Source organism: Streptomyces physcomitrii (assembly GCF_012273655.1).
Taxonomy (GTDB): domain Bacteria; phylum Actinomycetota; class Actinomycetes; order Streptomycetales; family Streptomycetaceae; genus Streptomyces; species Streptomyces physcomitrii.
In genome coordinates, this window is record NZ_JAAWWP010000003.1 from 356,983 (window position 1) to 371,832 (window position 14,850).

Consider the following 14,850-nt stretch of genomic DNA (forward strand, 5'->3'; position numbering starts at 1 on the left):
AGCGGACCCTCTTGTCCCGACCGATCGTTCGGTTACTCTAACTCTGTCCGCCCGTTCCTGCCCAGCTCGCCCGGCTCGAAGAGGAGCCGGTCAAAGGAGGAGTTGGTCCCTGATGGCCGCCGCCCTGCCCGTGTCCGCGCTGATCGAGAAGCACCGGCCCACCCTCGACAAGGCCCTGGAATCGATCCGCTCCCGCGCCTACTGGTCCCCGCACCCCGAGCACCCCAAGGCCTACGGGGAGAACGGCAGCCTCTCCCTCCCCGAGGGCAAGGCCGCCTTCGACGCCCTGCTCGGCAACCGCCTCGACCTGGACCAGCCCGGTACGGACGACTGGACCGGCGGCGAGGTCTCGCCGTACGGACCCGAGTTGAGCATCAGCTATCCGCACGCCGACCCGGACGTCCTGCTCCCCGCGATGCGGGCGGGCATGCGCGCCTGGCGCGAGGCGGGCGCCGAGGCCCGCGCCCTGGTCTGCCTGGAGATCCTGGCCCGCATCAGCGCCCGTTCGCACGAGTTCGCGCAGGCCGTGATGCACACCAGCGGTCAGGCCTACATGATGGCCTTCCAGGCCGGCGGCCCGCACGCCCAGGACCGCGGCCTCGAAGCCGTCGCCTACGCCTACGCGGAGCAGGTGCGCACCCCCGGCGAGGCCGAGTGGACCAAGCCGCAGGGTAAGCGGGACCCGCTCGCGCTGCACAAGACCTTCACCCCGGTCGGCCGCGGCGTCTCGCTGCTCATCGGCTGCAACACCTTCCCGACCTGGAACAGCTACCCGGCCCTCTTCGCCTCCCTGGCCACCGGGAACCCGGTCCTGGTCAAGCCGCACCCGCGGGCGGTGCTGCCGCTCGCCCTCACCGTGCAGGTGGCGCGCGCCGTGCTGACCGAGGCGGGCTTCGACCCGAACCTGGTGGCGCTGACCGCCGAGCGCCCCGGCGAGGGCAGCGCCAAGACCCTGGCGCTCCGCCCCGAGGTGCGGATCATCGACTACACCGGCTCCACCGAGTTCGGCGACTGGCTGGAGGGCAACGCCCGCCAGGCGCAGGTGTACACGGAGAAGGCCGGGGTGAACACGGTCGTCCTCGACTCCACGGACGACTACCAGGGCATGCTGGCCAACCTGGCCTTCTCGCTGTCCCTCTACAGCGGCCAGATGTGCACCACCCCGCAGAACCTGCTGATCCCCCGGGACGGCATCCGCACCGACGCCGGGGAGAAGTCCTTCGACGAGGTCGTGGCGGACCTCTCGGCCGCGGTCGGCGGGCTGCTCGGGGACGACGCCCGGGCCAACGCCCTCCTCGGCGCGCTGGTGAACCCGGGCGTGCGGGAGCGTCTGGAGGCGGCCCCCGGGCTCGGTGAAGTCGCCCTGGCCTCCCGCGAGATCGGCAACCCGGAGTTCCCGGACGCCGTGGTGCGCACCCCCGTGGTGGTCAAGCTCGACGGTGCCAAGCCGGACGCCGAGGCGGCCTACCTCAGCGAGTGCTTCGGCCCGGTCTCGTTCGCGGTCGCGGTGGACTCCACCGAGGGCGCCCTGGAGCTGCTGCGCCGCACGGTGCGCGAGAAGGGCGCCATGACGGTCGCCGCCTACTCGACCTCCCCCGAGGTCACGGCCGCCGTGGAGGAGGTCTGCCTGGAGGAGTGCGCCCAGCTCTCCCTGAACCTCACCGGCGGGGTCTACGTCAACCAGACCGCCGCCTTCTCCGACTTCCACGGCTCCGGCGGCAACCCGGCGGCGAACGCGGCCCTGTGCGACGCCGCCTTCGTCGCCAACCGCTTCCGGGTGGTGGAGGTCCGGCGCGAGGCGTGAGCCGGGGCGGGCGGCCAGGCCTGAACGGCGACGCCCGGGAGTAAGCCGGGGCACGCGGGTCTGAGCCGCGACGCCCGGGCTGAGCCACGATGCCTGGGCTGAGCCGGACACGTCGGTCTGGCCCTGGTTCCACCGTGCCACTCGCACCTGAGGCGCCGCTCGTACGTGAGTGGATCGCGCCCCGTGCCCACTGGGGACGGGGCGCGACCCACTGTGCGGAAGTGGCGATTCGGCTACGCCGAAGCGGCGATCGCCCCGTGCCGGAGTGGCGGTCCGGCGGGGCGCGGGGCGCTAGACGACGACGCCCAACTCCCGCAGTACGGCGGCGATTCCGGGCGCCCCGCCCCGGAGCCGGGCGTTGCCGATCACGAGGACCAGGGGTTCACCGGCTCCCGCCGACCGGGGCTCACCCGCTTCCGACGCCCTGGGATCACCCGCTTCCGCCGCCCGGGGCGCGCCCGCGGCACAGCAGCAGCGCGGCGTCGTGCTCGCCTCGTCGTCGCCGGAAGCCGGGTCCGGTGCCGGGGGCTGTTCCGGTCCCTGCTGCGCCGTGGTGCCCTCCGGCCCGTCGTACCCGGCCGAGGTCCTCGGGCGCGGCTCCCCGCCGGCCTCCCGTACATGCCGGACGACGTCCACGAACTTGACGTTGCCGCAGGGCCGAAGGAGCTTGCTCCCGTGGATACCGACCGCCTCCACGGCGGGGCAGCGGTAGTACGGACCGAAGGGCGGGCCACTGTCCTCGCCGGGGGCCGGTACCCGGATCTCCATCTCCCCGTGCGGGCAGTGGACCGTGCCGTCGGACAGCACGGTGAGGTCCCGGTGCAGCGTCGCGCCGATGTCGGCGAGGACGTGCGCCTGCACTCCCACCGCCTCGGTGAACGTCCGCGCCATACGCTCCCGGTGGTGACCGGGATCGGCGTCCCCGCGGCGGACCGAGGGGAGGAGTTCGGCGGTGACCCACTCCTGGAAGGGGCGGGCGGCGGGCTTGTCGGAGCGCATGATCAGCAGGTAGAGGCCTGCCTCACTCACCAGATTCAGCTGGTGTGGGTTCCTGGTTCGACCGCTCTGACCTGCGGTCATACCCCCACCAGGACTCTGAGTTCGGGTCACGACCCTCATGTCGATCGTCTGCGTGTGCTCGGGACCCACAATCCGGATTGCCTTGTGGGGGCTTCCGCGGTCCAGGATCCGGCACACATCAGCCGTCGAGAACCACAGCTCCCGCCCGATCACGACCACCCGGATCGGCTGCCCCGTGGGCGGGAAGGCCAGCTCCCTCAGAGCGGGTGCCGGAGCGCCCGCCGCCGAGGAGCCGCCCACCGACTCCAGCACCGCCCGCCGTACCGCCGCGGCCACCGCGCTGTTGCGCAGCAGCATCGCGAGGACGAGGGCGGTGCGCCGGGTGAACACCGAGAGGGAGCGGGCCCCTTGACGGCGTTCGGGCATGTTGGCGGCGAGGAAATCGGTGAGTTCGCGGCCCTGGAGCTGCCGGTACCCGTGCTGTGCCAGCTCCGCGGTGCGCCTGCGCACCAGGCGGCGCAGGACGACGGCGTCGACCTCCAGGTAGTCGGCGAGCATGGCGGCGGTCAGATGGGTGCCGTCGGGGAGCAGCGGCAGTTCCTTGACCTGGTCGAGCAGGGCGGTGCGGTCGGCGAGCGTGGCCCGGACCGCGGGGGAGTCCAGCAAGGACTCCTCGGTGTACTCGGTGTACATGGTGGTGTTGCCTCCACATGCGCCCCCGCCCGTCAGGACGAGGGCATGGCGGGAAAACCCCCTCGAAACGCCCGGGGGCGGAAGGCGGACCTTTTCCCGGCCCTAGGAGCGGAGATCGGCTCACCATTTCCCACGTACTGCACGACCGGCCGCGCTTACGCGCGCACCGGCAACCACCACCGAAACCCTCGACGCCACATACTCCAACTGCCTCCGCGCACCGTGCCCAACGAAACAACCGTACGAAGGTCACACCTCTGCGCGGTCTTCCGTACTCAGCCGTCCGTGCCGCCCGTGCCGCCCATGGCACCCGCGCCTTCCGCGCCGCCGCCGGGAGCGGCCTCCGATCCGGCCGACCAGTGGAAGAGCGTCATCGCCACGCTGGTCGCGAGGTTGTAGCTGGAGACCTGCGGGCGCATCGGCAGGGCGAGCAAGTGGTCGGCGCGGGAACGGACTTCGGCGGAGAGGCCGCTGCGTTCGGAGCCGAAGGCGAGGACGGCGTCGTCGGGCAGCCGCGTCCCGCGGAGGTCCGTGCCCTCGGGGTCGAGGGCGAAGAGGGGGCCCGGCGGCAGTTCGCCCGCCCCGAGGCGTTCGACGGCGGTCGCGAAGTGGAGCCCGGCCCCGCCCCGGACGACGGTCGGATGCCAGGGGTCGAGCGTGCCGGTGGTGACGACCCCGGTGACGCCGAAGCCGGCCGCGAGCCGGATGACCGCGCCCGCGTTGCCCAGGTTGCGCGGGTCGTCGAGAACGACGACCGGGGTGCGCCGGGGCATCCGCGCCAGCGCGGCGAGCTGGGCGGCCCGGTCGGGGCGTGCGGCGAGCGCGGCCACGGCGGTCGGGTGCAGCCGCGGCACCAGCTCCCGCAGCGTGTCCTCCGGGACCTCGGTGAGCAGGGCGTCCAGCGCCGTTACGACATCGGGGGCCAGCTCGGCCGCGAGGGCGAGCGCCGCCGCACGGTCCGCGGTGAGCGCCATCGGCACCCGGGCCCCGAACCGCAGGGCGTGCTTGAGCGCGTGGAAGCCGTCGAGCAGCACGAACCCCTCGCCGCCCTCGGCCCGTGCCCGCCAGGCGCGTACCGCCTGCCGCGCCTTCTCCCCAGGGGCGGCCGCCGCCGTGTCGTTCATGGCCCGAAGCCTACGGGCGCCCCGCCACCGGTCCCGTCCGCGCGGGCGGGACCACCGGGGGCCGAACCGCCACCCGGCACAGCACCACCAGGCACGGCACCACCAGGCACGGCACCACCAGGCACGGCACCACCGAGGGCGGCCCCACCGGAGACAGCTCGACCGGAGGCAGCTTGACCGGAGGCAGCGGGCGCGGGCGCCGGGACCGGCACCTCGGTGGGAGGGCGGCCGGGGGCGGGACGACCCGGGCGGGGGAGCGGCAGACGTCCGTACGGCAGGCGGCGGCGGAGCCGGTCGGCGCCGGTGCCGAGGCGGCGCAGGAAGGCCGTCGGCAGGAAGACCGCGTCGGCGGCGATCATCGCGAGGGAGAAGAAGGGCAGGCCGAGCACGACGGCGATCACCGCGTGCTCGCAGATCATCGCGGCCAGCAGGACGTTCTTGACCCGCCGGTTGAAGAGGGTGAAGGGGAAGGCCACCTGGACCAGGACGGTCCCGTAGGTGAGGACCATGACCACCAGGCCCTGGGAGGCGAGTACGTCCGAGAGGGCGGGCCAGGGCGAGAAGTAGTCCAGGTGGAGCGGGTAGTAGACGGCGGTGCCGTCCTGCCAGCGGCTGCCCTGGATCTTGTACCAGCCCGCGGTCGCGTAGATGAGGCAGGCCTCGGCCATGATCACGAAGAGGGCGGCGTTGTGGACGAGATTGCCCAGCGCGTCCAGGAAGCGGCGGGGTTCGCCGCCGGGGGCGGTCCTGCCGAGCAGCCACCACAGGGCGTACGCCGACCACAGCCCGAAGAAGAGCAGGGCCCAGCCCGTACTGAGCTTGCCGAGGACCGCGGCGCTCAGCAGCGCGAGCCCGAGCACCGACCAGAGCACGATGCCGCCCCACTCGGCGCGGGCACCGCTCTCGCGCGCCCGCCGCAGCCGGCGCTCGTCGAGGGACCAGACCTGCCCGCAGCGGGTGAAGACCAGGTAGATCGACATCAGGTGCAGGACGTTGTCGCCGCCGTCCCCGAGGAAGACGCTGCGGTTCTGCAGCGAGAGCACCCCGACCATGAACAGGACGGACAGGGCGCGGGTGTGCCAGCCGAGCAGGAGCAGCAGGCTGGAGAGCAGACCGAGCGCGTAGACGGCCTCGAACCACAGCCGCCCGTCCGACCACATCAGCAGCGTGAAGGCGTCGTTCCCCTCGACGAGAGTCCGCGCCAGCTCCCAGCTCCAGGGGCTCTCGGGGCCGTACAGCTCGTGCCGGTGCGGCAGTTCGCGCAGCAGGAAGAGCAGCCAGGTGGTGGCGAAGCCGATCCGGACGACCGCGCTCTGGTACGGGCCGAGCGCGGAGCCGGTGATCCGGGTGACACCGCGGGTGAGCGCGTCGAGGGTGCCCTTCACCGGTCCCCCGTCTCCAGCGCGGGCGCGGGCGCGCACCTGCCCCGCGCCGCCGCCCCGCCCCGTCCCAGCGGCACGTCCTCGGAGTCGGCGGACCACCACGGCAGTTCCCGGAGGACGGGCTTCCCGGTGGCCTTCTCCTCGCTCCATCCGGGCGGCGCGACCTGGGTGGTACGGGACCGCAGCTGGACCCTGACCGGGGCGCAGCCGGGGCCGCCCGCCTGCTCGCGGTCCAGGCGCAGCAGGGCGATCCGGCGTATGTACTGCTCGGAGAGGTCGCCGCGCGATCCGGTCGGGCGGTTCTGCTCGTCGTGCGAGGAGACGTAGAAGTCCCAGGCGCGGCGCAGCTCGTTCTGCTGGGTGTGGCTGGGCAGCAGATTGCCGTCGATGGCCGCGCCGTCCATCGCGGAGAGGTCGTACCAGCCGGTGGTGCTGGTCCCGCCGCCGTCGGTCCGGACCTCGGCCCTGGCCTGCACGGAGACGTTCTGCTGGAGCGGGTTGGGCGCGAAGAGCTTCCAGTTCTGCTCGAACTCCGGGTACACCCAGTCGTCGACCGCCTGACCGTGCTTCTTGGTCATCGTGTTCGAGGGCGCCACGTGCAGGAACACCATCAGCAGATGCACCCCGACCAGCACGACGACCCCGGCGAGCGCCAGCGCGAGCCCGATCTGGTACCGGGGGGAGAGACCGGCGATGCCGGGGGCGGGCGGGACAGGCGGGGCGGGCGCCGGGGGCGGAGGCGGAGGGAGCGTGGGCCAGGGGTCGAGCGCGCTGGGGGGTTCGGGGGCGGCGGAGGTCTCAGGGGTGGTCGAGCCGTGGTCGGACGCGACCGCGCTCTCGGTGCGCCCGACGCTCTCGGCACTCTCGACGTGCTCGATGCGCTCGATGCGCTCCGTGCTCTCGATGTGCTCGGCGCCCTCGGCGTTCCCGCTCTTCGCGGTGGCCTCGGCGCCCTCGTCCCCGCCGTCGTCGGCGTGCACGTCCATCCCTCTCCTCCCCCCTCTTGTCTGCCTTCTCTGTCTTCTCTGTCTTCGATCCGCGCGGGGCCGACCCGGCGGGCGGCCGGTCCGCGCCCGGTTCGCAGGCGAACGGTAACCCGGGGGCCGCGACGGGCCAGAGGTTATCCACAGGGTTGACACCATACGCAGCCGGTCCCACCATGGAGATCCACCGAACCGAACGATCGGTCGGGAGTGTCGAAGTCGAAGGGGACCGGCATGGCGACAGCACCGGCGCGGCCCACGCCCGGCAGCGCGGGCGAGGGCATGTCCGAGGAGGCGTTCGAGGCCGTCTTCGACGCCGCCGTGGCGGCGGACGAGCGCATCGAGCCCCGTGACTGGATGCCCGAGGCCTACCGCGCGACCCTCGTCCGCCAGATAGCGCAGCACGCCCACTCCGAGATCATCGGCATGCAGCCCGAGGCGAACTGGATCACCCGCGCCCCCTCCCTGCGGCGCAAGGCGATCCTGATGGCCAAGGTCCAGGACGAGGCCGGGCACGGCCTCTACCTCTACGGCGCCGCCGAGACCCTCGGCACCAGCCGCGACGAACTGCTCGACAAGCTGCACTCCGGCCGTCAGAAGTATTCGTCGATCTTCAACTACCCGACGCTGACCTGGGCGGACGTCGGCGCCATCGGCTGGCTCGTGGACGGCGCCGCCATCACCAACCAGGTCCCCCTCTGCCGCTGCTCCTACGGCCCGTACGCCCGGGCCATGGTCCGCGTCTGCAAGGAGGAGTCCTTCCACCAGCGCCAGGGGTACGAGTCGCTGCTCGCCCTGAGCCGCGGCACCGCCGCCCAGCACGAGATGGCGCAGGACGCCGTGAACCGCTGGTGGTGGCCGTCCCTGATGATGTTCGGTCCGCCGGACGACGAGTCCGCGCACTCCGCCCAGTCCATGGAGTGGAAGATCAAGCGCTTCTCCAACGACGAGCTGCGCCAGCGCTTCGTGGACATCTGCGTCCCCCAGGCCGAATCGCTCGGCCTCAGCCTCCCCGACCCCGACCTGCGGTGGAACGAGGAACGGCAGCACTGGGACTTCGGCGAGATCGACTGGAGCGAGTTCAAGGAGATCCTCAAGGGCAACGGCCCCTGCAACGACCAGCGGATCACCCAGCGCCGCCGCGCCCACGAGAACGGCGCCTGGGTCCGCGAAGCCGCCGAGGCCTACGCCCGCAAGCACAGCCCCGGCACCCCGCACACGGGCACCGGTCAGACCCCGGAGCACCCCGCTCCCCCGACCGGCACCGGCGACCGCAACGGCACACGAAAGGCGACGGCATGAGCACCCCGGTCACCTGGCCCCTGTGGGAGGTCTTCGTCCGCTCACGCCGCGGCCTCTCCCACACCCACGCCGGCAGCGTGCACGCGCCCGACGCCGAGCTGGCCCTGCGCAACGCCCGCGACCTCTACACCCGCCGCGGCGAAGGCGTCTCGCTCTGGGTCGTCCCGTCCACCGCGATCACCGCCTCCTCGCCCGACGAGCGCGACCCCTTCTTCGAGCCCACCGCCGACAAGCCCTACCGGCACCCCACCTTCTACGAGATCCCGGACGGGGTGAAACACCTGTGACCGCCGCCGCGCACACCGCAGCCCTCGCCCTCGGCGACGACGCCCTGGTGCTCTCGCACCGCCTGGGGGAGTGGGCGGGCCACGCCCCCGTCCTGGAGGAGGAGGTGGCCCTCGCCAACATCGCCCTCGACCTCCTCGGCCAGGCCCGCGTCCTGCTCTCCATGGCGGGCGACGAGGACGAGCTCGCCTACCTCCGCGAGGAGCGCGCCTTCCGCAACCTCCAGCTCGTGGAACAGCCCAACGGCGACTTCGCCCACACCCTCGCCCGCCAGCTCTACTTCTCCACCTACCAGCACCTGCTGTACGGCCAACTCGCCACCGGGGACAGCGTCTTCGCCCCGCTCGCCGGGAAGGCGGTGCACGAGACCGCCTACCACCGGGACCACGCCGAGCAGTGGACCCGCCGCCTCGGCGACGGCACCGAGGAGAGCCACCGCCGGATGCAGCGGGCGGCCACCGCCCTGTGGCAGTTCACCGGCGAGATGTTCCAGCCCGTCGAGGGCGTGCCCGCCGACTGGCAGCAGCTGGAGCGGTCCTGGCAGCAGTCCGTCACCGAGGTCCTCACCTCCGCCACCCTGGAGGTGCCCGAGGGACCGCGCACCGGAGCGTGGAAGGCCGGCGCCGGACGGCAGGGCCTGCACACCGAGTCCTTCGGCCGGATGCTCGCCGAGATGCAGCATCTGCACCGCAGCCACCCGGGGGCGAGATGGTGACCGACACCCGCCTCGAAGCCGAACTCCGCGCGCTCGCGGGCTCCGTGCCCGACCCGGAGCTGCCCGTGCTCACCCTCGCGGACCTCGGCGTCCTGCGCGAGGTGCACCTGACCGGCCCCGGCAGCGTCGAGGTCGAGCTGACCCCGACCTACACCGGGTGCCCCGCCGTCGAGACCATGTCCGCGGACATCGAACGCCTCCTGCACGCCCACGGAATACGCGAGGTCACCGTCCGCTCCGTGCTCTCCCCGCCCTGGTCCACCGACGACATCTCGGCCGAAGGGCGCCGCAAACTCCGGGAGTTCGGCATCGCCCCGCCCCGCACCACCCGGGCGGCGGGACCGGTCGCGGTGCCCTTGGGCCCGACCCGCACCGGCGCCGCCGGTGCCGCCCATGCCGGTGCCGGTGCCGGTGCGAACAGCGCCGGTACGGACCCTGCCCGTACGGACGTCGGTACCGGCCTGCCTCGCTCCGCGGACGGGTCGTCCTTCCCCGCCAACGGGTCCCCCTTCCCCGCCGACGAGTCCCTGCGCTGCCCGCACTGCGACTCCCCGCGCAGCGAACTCCTCAGCCGCTTCTCCTCCACGGCCTGCAAGGCGCTGCGCCGCTGCCTCGACTGCCGTGAACCCTTCGACCACTTCAAGGAGCTGTGATGGCCCGCTTCCACCCCCTCCGGGTAGCGGCGGTCGACCGTCTCACCGACGACTCCGTCGCGCTCACCTTCGAGGTACCGCCCGAGCTGCGCGCGGAGTACCGGCACGCCGCCGGGCAGCACCTCGCCCTGCGCCGCTTCGCCGACGGCGCCGAGGTGCGGCGCACCTACTCCATCTGCTCCCCCGCCCCCGGCCCCGAGGGCCCGGGCACGCTGCGGGTCGGCGTGCGCTTCATCGAGGGCGGCAGCTTCTCCACGTACGCCCTCAAAGAACTCCAGCCCGGCCACGAGGTCGAGGTCATGACCCCGGCCGGCCGGTTCACCCTCGACCCGGCTCCCGGCCACTACGCGGCGGTGGTCGGCGGCAGCGGCATCACCCCGGTCCTGTCGATCGCCGCCACCCTGCTCGCCCGGGAACCCGGGGCCTCCTTCTGCCTGCTGCGCAGCGACCGGACCGCGGCCTCGACCATGTTCCTGGACGAGGTCGCCGACCTGAAGGACCGCTACCCGGACCGCTTCCAGCTGGCCACCGTCCTCTCCCAGGAGGAGCAGCAGGCCGGACTGCCCTCCGGCCGCCTCGACGAGGAACGGCTGCGCCAGGTGCTCCCCGCGCTGCTGCCGGTCGAGCGGATCGACGGCTGGTTCCTCTGCGGCCCCCTGGGGCTGGTGCAGTCCGCGGAGACCGCCCTGCGGGCACTCGGCGTGGACCGTACCCGCGTCCACCAGGAGATCTTCCATGTCGACGCCGCGCCCCCGCGGGCGGTCGGCATCGGCGGCCCGGCGCACAGCACGGTGACCGCGCAGCTGGACGGCCGGTCGGGCAGCTGGGCGGTCCAGGACGGGGAATCCGTCCTGGAAACGGTGCTGCGCAACCGCTCGGACGCGCCCTATGCCTGCAAGGGCGGGGTCTGCGGCACCTGCCGGACCTTCCTGGTGTCCGGCGAGATCCGCATGGACCGCAACTTCGCCCTGGAACCGGAGGAGACCGAGGCGGGCTACATCCTGGCCTGCCAGTCCCACCCGGCCTCGGAGAAGGTCGAGGTGGACTTCGACCGCTGAGCCGGCAGCCGGAGCGGGACGGACCGGTGTGAGGGCGGCCGGAGCGGGGTGTGCCGATGTGAGGTGGACCGGAGCGGGGTGAGGTGGCGGGTGCCGGGACTCGGGCACCCGCCCCGAAAGGCTGAAGCGAGGGGCGGCGGGGCTCAGAGCACCGAGCCCGGCTGCCCCTTGTCGTCCACGACGGGGCGGCCGAGGGCTTCCCACATCTGCATACCGCCGTCGACGTTCACCGCGTCGACGCCCTGCTGGACCAGATACATGGTCACCTGGGCCGACCGTCCCCCGGAGCGGCAGATCACATGGACCCGGCCGTCCTGCGGCGCGGCCTCGGTCAGTTCACCGAAGCGCGCCACGAACTCGCTGATCGGAATGTGCAGGGCCCCGGCGGCATGCCCCGTCTGCCACTCGTCGTCCTCGCGCACATCCAGCAGGAAGTCGCCTTCGGCCACATCCGAGACCGCGACCGTGGGCACACCAGATCCGAATTCCATACGGCGACGCTACCGGACGGCACCGGGACGCTGCCGCGGCAGTCCCGGAGTACGTGATCAGCGCAGGTCGAGCAGAGGCCGGGAGGCCGTTGGGCGCGAGAGCGCGGAGCGCCTGCCGAGAGGAACTCCCCCGGTGCCGGACCGGCGCGACGGCCGGGCAGGCACGAACGGGCGGACGGACGGACCGGTGGCAGTCCCTCCTGCGCTCAGGCGAGGAGCTGGGCCAACTCGGCTTCGCGCTCGGTCACTTGAGCCAGGAGTTGCTCGGCGACCTCTTCGAGGAGACGGTCGGGGTCGTCCGGTGCCATCCGGAGCATCGACCCGATGGCGCCCTCCTCCAGCTCCTTGGCGACGAGGGAGATCAGTTCCTTGCGCCGGGAGAGCCACTCGAGGCGGGCGTACAGCTCCTCGCTCTCGCTCAGCCGCTGCTCCTCGGGCGCCGGGCCGGCCGCCCACTCCGCGGAGAGTTCCCGCAGGAGCGCCTCGTCACCGCGTGCGTAGGCCGCGTTGACGCGGGTGATGAACTCGTCCCGCCGCTTCCGCTCCGCCTCCTCCTGCGCGAGATCGGGGTGGGCCTTGCGTGCCAGCTCGCGGTAGAGGCGCCGGGCCTCCTCGCTGGGCCGGACCCGCTCCGGGGGCCGCACCGACTGCCCGGTGAGCATCGCGCCCGCCTCCGGGTACAGGCCGTCCCCGTCCATCCAGCCGTGGAACAGCTCGTCCACGGACGGCATCGGCAGCACCCGTGCGCGCGCCTCCTCGGCCTTGCGCTGATCCTCCGGATCACCGGTCCTGGCGGCCTTCGCCTCAGCGATCTGCGCGTCCAGTTCGTCGAGGCGCGCGTACACGGGACCGAGACGCTGGTGGTGCAGGCGGGAGAAGTTCTCCACCTCGACCCGGAAGGTCTCCACCGCGATCTCGTACTCGATCAGCGCCTGCTCGGCCGCCCGGACCGCCCGCTCAAGCCTCTCCTCGGGGCGTTCCCCGCGTTCCGCCCCCGCGGCCCCCGCGGGATCCTGGCTGGGGACGGCGGCGTCTGGGCGCTCGGCTTGCGTCGGCTCGGCTTCCGGGGTCGTCACCCGTCCAGCCTAGGGCACGGGGCAGGTGGGGGCGGGGACGGTCGGGGGCGCCCGGCCCCGCGGCGTGCTCCCTCACACCCCCCACTCCACCGCGATCCGACCGGCCCGTGCCGCCGTGACCAGGTCGGCGTGGTCGGCCTCCGTCCGGTCGGCGTAGGCGACGGCGAAGGCGGCCATGGCCTCGTCGAGTTCCTCGTTCTTGCCGCAGTAGCCGGTGAGCCGACGCGGGTCGGCGCCGTGTGCGTGGGCGCGGGCGAGGAGGGCGCCGGTCATCCGCCCGTAGTCGTCGAGCTGGTCGGAGGCGAGGGCCGCCGGGTCCACGCTGCCCTTGCGGTTGCGGAACTGCCGTACCTGGTAGGGCCGTTCGCCGACCGAGGTCCAGCCGAGCAGGATGTCGCTGACGACCTGCATGCGCTTCTGGCCCCGCACCACGCGCCGCCCTTCGTGCTCCACCGGTTCCTGGGCGAAGCCCGCCGCGGGGAGATGCGGGGCCAGCGCCGAGGTGCGCGCCTCCTTCACCTGGAGGACCAGGGGTTCGCCGCGGTGGTCCAGGAGCAGGACGACATAGGAGCGGGTGCCGACGCTGCCGGTGCCCACCACCCGGAAGGCGACGTCCTGGAGGGCGTACCGCGAGAGCAGCGGGACCCGGTCCTCGGACACGGTGTCGACGTACTCGCCGAGAGCGGAGGCCACGGCCGCCGCCTCGGCGTCCGGGACCCGGCGCAGCACCGGAGGGGCGTCCACGAAGCGCAGACCGCCGTCCTCGGTGGGCTCGGTGGACTTGGCCGCGAACCTGCCGCTCGTGTTGTTGCGGGCCTTCTCGGAGACGCGTTCCAGGGTGCCGAGGAGGTCGTGGGCGTCGGTGTGCGAGACGAGTTCCTCGTCCGCGATCGCGTTCCAGGCGTCCAGCACCGGCATCCGGGAGAGCAGCCGCATGGTGCGGCGGTAGGAGCCCGCGGTGTCCCGGGCGGCCTCGCGGCAGGTGTCCTCGTCGGCTCCGGTCTCCCGGCCCGCGAGGACGATGGAGGCGACCAGGCGCTTGAGGTCCCACTCCCAGGGGCCGTGCACCGTTTCGTCGAAGTCGTTCAGGTCGATGACGAGTCCGCCGCGGGCGTCCGCGTAGAGGCCGAAGTTGGCCGCGTGGGCGTCGCCGCAGATCTGGGTGCCGATGCCGGTCAGGGGAGTGCGGGCCAGGTCGTAGGCCATCAGGCCCGCCGCGCCCCGGAGGAAGGCGAAGGGGGAGGCGGCCATCCTGCCCACCCGTATCGGGGTGAGCGCGGGGAGCCGTCCGGCGTTGGACTCCGTCACCGCCCGCACCGCGTCCGGCCGTGCGCCGTCGGCGGTGAACTCCGCGTGCGCCGACCGCGGGACCTGCCCGCGCAGCGCCTTGCCCTCGGCCTTCGGTGTCGCTCCCCGCCCCTCGGCCCCGGCGGAGCCCGCCCGCCGCCGCGGCGCGAAGCCACGAACGGTGGGCAGGCGCACCGTCGTACCCGCCGCCGCTCCCGCCGCCTCGGACGTGCTCCCCTGCCGGCCCGGAAGCTCCGCCTCCGTCGCCTGAAGTCCGGTCATGCCGAACGCCTCCCCCGCTGTCTCGCACCGAACTGCCGCTGTCTCGCACCGATCTGCCGGTGTCCCGTACCGCTCCGTGGTGGAACGGGCAAGACGGTACCCGCGTACCGGCAGGTGCGTCAGGGCCTGTGGACAACCTCGGGGCAGCTGCACAGCTCAGCCCGCACACCGCCTGAGCAGGGCTTTCCACAGAAGGCGCCGCTAGGAGAACCCTCCCGAAAACCTTCGGGCCCCGGCCCTCAGTCCCGGAAGGCCTTCGGGCACTCCACCGCCCGCTCGGGGAGGTACTGCTCCGCCCAGCGGCCGAGCTCCTTGAGGGCGGGCTCCAGGGCGGCGCCCGTGCCGGTGAGCCGGTACGAGACGCGCAGCGGGGGGCCTTCGTCGACCTCGCGGAGGACGAGCCCGGCCACGGCCAGCTCGGTGAGGCGGTCGGAGAGCATGCGCTCGCTGATGCCGGGGACGGCCCGCCGCAGCTCGGCGAAGTGCACCGGGCGCTCCATGAGGACGCTGACGATCATGCCGGTCCAGCGCTTTCCGAGCAGCGCGAAGACCCGGGCCATGCCCGCGTCGACCGTCTTGCACGCCTCTTCGTTGTGCTCCTCGCGCCCGTCCCTTGCCGCCATGTCCTCCAGGGTACTGCACCGTCGTATGCAGATGAAAAAAAGTAAGCAACTATGCTAGGAATAGCTACGTAC

Annotated in this window: 14 protein-coding genes; 6 read left to right on the forward strand and 8 right to left on the reverse strand. The window is 72.9% G+C overall.

The window, feature by feature from the left end; translation table 11 throughout:
* Positions 1-112 precede the first annotated feature (112 nt).
* A complete protein-coding gene (gene paaN, locus HFV08_RS07375) occupies positions 113-1,804 on the forward strand; it encodes a phenylacetic acid degradation protein PaaN (RefSeq protein WP_168537015.1) in 1,692 nt (563 codons plus the stop codon).
* Positions 1,805-2,095: 291 nt separating this feature from the next.
* Here the strand turns inward: paaN and HFV08_RS07380 are convergent, their stop codons facing one another.
* From HFV08_RS07380 to HFV08_RS31095, 4 genes are all read right to left on the reverse strand, one after another.
* Complete coding sequence (locus HFV08_RS07380) at positions 2,096-3,517, reverse strand: BRO-N domain-containing protein (RefSeq protein ID WP_168537017.1); 1,422 nt, start codon at positions 3,515-3,517, stop codon at positions 2,096-2,098.
* Between the two features lie 275 nt (positions 3,518-3,792).
* Complete coding sequence (locus HFV08_RS07385) at positions 3,793-4,641, reverse strand: TrmH family RNA methyltransferase (RefSeq protein ID WP_168537019.1); 849 nt, start codon at positions 4,639-4,641, stop codon at positions 3,793-3,795.
* The gene (locus HFV08_RS07390; RefSeq protein ID WP_312885456.1) at positions 4,638-6,026 is read right to left on the reverse strand and encodes an HTTM domain-containing protein; all 1,389 of its coding nucleotides are present in this window, start codon (positions 6,024-6,026) and stop codon (positions 4,638-4,640) included. The genes HFV08_RS07385 and HFV08_RS07390 overlap by 4 nt, the downstream gene beginning before the upstream one ends.
* On the reverse strand, positions 6,023-7,009 hold the full coding sequence (locus tag HFV08_RS31095; RefSeq protein ID WP_210429948.1) for a DUF5819 family protein: 987 nt from the start codon (positions 7,007-7,009) through the stop codon (positions 6,023-6,025). The genes HFV08_RS07390 and HFV08_RS31095 overlap by 4 nt, the downstream gene beginning before the upstream one ends.
* A 231-nt stretch (positions 7,010-7,240) precedes the next feature.
* Between HFV08_RS31095 and paaA the strand changes: the two genes are divergently transcribed.
* From paaA to paaE, 5 genes are read left to right on the forward strand one after another with little or no spacing between them, the layout of a single operon-like run.
* Entirely contained in the window at positions 7,241-8,308 is a 1,068-nt protein-coding gene (gene paaA / locus HFV08_RS07400; RefSeq protein ID WP_246341566.1) for a 1,2-phenylacetyl-CoA epoxidase subunit PaaA, read from the forward strand.
* A complete protein-coding gene (paaB, locus tag HFV08_RS07405; protein WP_168537021.1) occupies positions 8,305-8,595 on the forward strand; it encodes a 1,2-phenylacetyl-CoA epoxidase subunit PaaB in 291 nt (96 codons plus the stop codon). Before paaA ends, paaB begins: the two co-directional genes overlap by 4 nt.
* The gene (gene paaC, locus HFV08_RS07410; RefSeq protein WP_168537023.1) at positions 8,592-9,308 is read left to right on the forward strand and encodes a 1,2-phenylacetyl-CoA epoxidase subunit PaaC; all 717 of its coding nucleotides are present in this window, start codon (positions 8,592-8,594) and stop codon (positions 9,306-9,308) included. The genes paaB and paaC overlap by 4 nt, the downstream gene beginning before the upstream one ends.
* Complete coding sequence (paaD, locus tag HFV08_RS07415; RefSeq protein ID WP_168537025.1) at positions 9,302-9,961, forward strand: 1,2-phenylacetyl-CoA epoxidase subunit PaaD; 660 nt, start codon at positions 9,302-9,304, stop codon at positions 9,959-9,961. The genes paaC and paaD overlap by 7 nt, the downstream gene beginning before the upstream one ends.
* Positions 9,961-11,019: a 1,2-phenylacetyl-CoA epoxidase subunit PaaE gene (gene paaE, locus HFV08_RS07420; protein ID WP_168537027.1), complete on the forward strand. Its 1,059-nt coding sequence runs from the start codon at positions 9,961-9,963 to the stop codon at positions 11,017-11,019. Before paaD ends, paaE begins: the two co-directional genes overlap by 1 nt.
* Positions 11,020-11,162: 143 nt before the next feature.
* Here the strand turns inward: paaE and HFV08_RS07425 are convergent, their stop codons facing one another.
* The 4 genes from HFV08_RS07425 to HFV08_RS07440 form a co-directional block, all read right to left on the reverse strand.
* Positions 11,163-11,492 carry a rhodanese-like domain-containing protein gene (locus tag HFV08_RS07425; protein WP_168537215.1) on the reverse strand — a complete coding sequence of 110 codons (330 nt, stop codon included), beginning with the start codon at positions 11,490-11,492 and terminating at the stop codon, positions 11,163-11,165.
* A gap of 224 nt (positions 11,493-11,716) precedes the next feature.
* Entirely contained in the window at positions 11,717-12,586 is an 870-nt protein-coding gene (locus HFV08_RS07430; RefSeq protein ID WP_168537029.1) for a J domain-containing protein, read from the reverse strand.
* Positions 12,587-12,658: 72 nt separating this feature from the next.
* A complete protein-coding gene (locus HFV08_RS07435; protein ID WP_168537031.1) occupies positions 12,659-14,155 on the reverse strand; it encodes a DUF2252 domain-containing protein in 1,497 nt (498 codons plus the stop codon).
* A 239-nt stretch (positions 14,156-14,394) separates the two neighbouring features.
* Positions 14,395-14,778, reverse strand: a complete 384-nt coding sequence (locus HFV08_RS07440; RefSeq protein WP_168537033.1) for a winged helix-turn-helix transcriptional regulator — start codon at positions 14,776-14,778, stop codon at positions 14,395-14,397.
* Positions 14,779-14,850 lie beyond the last annotated feature (72 nt).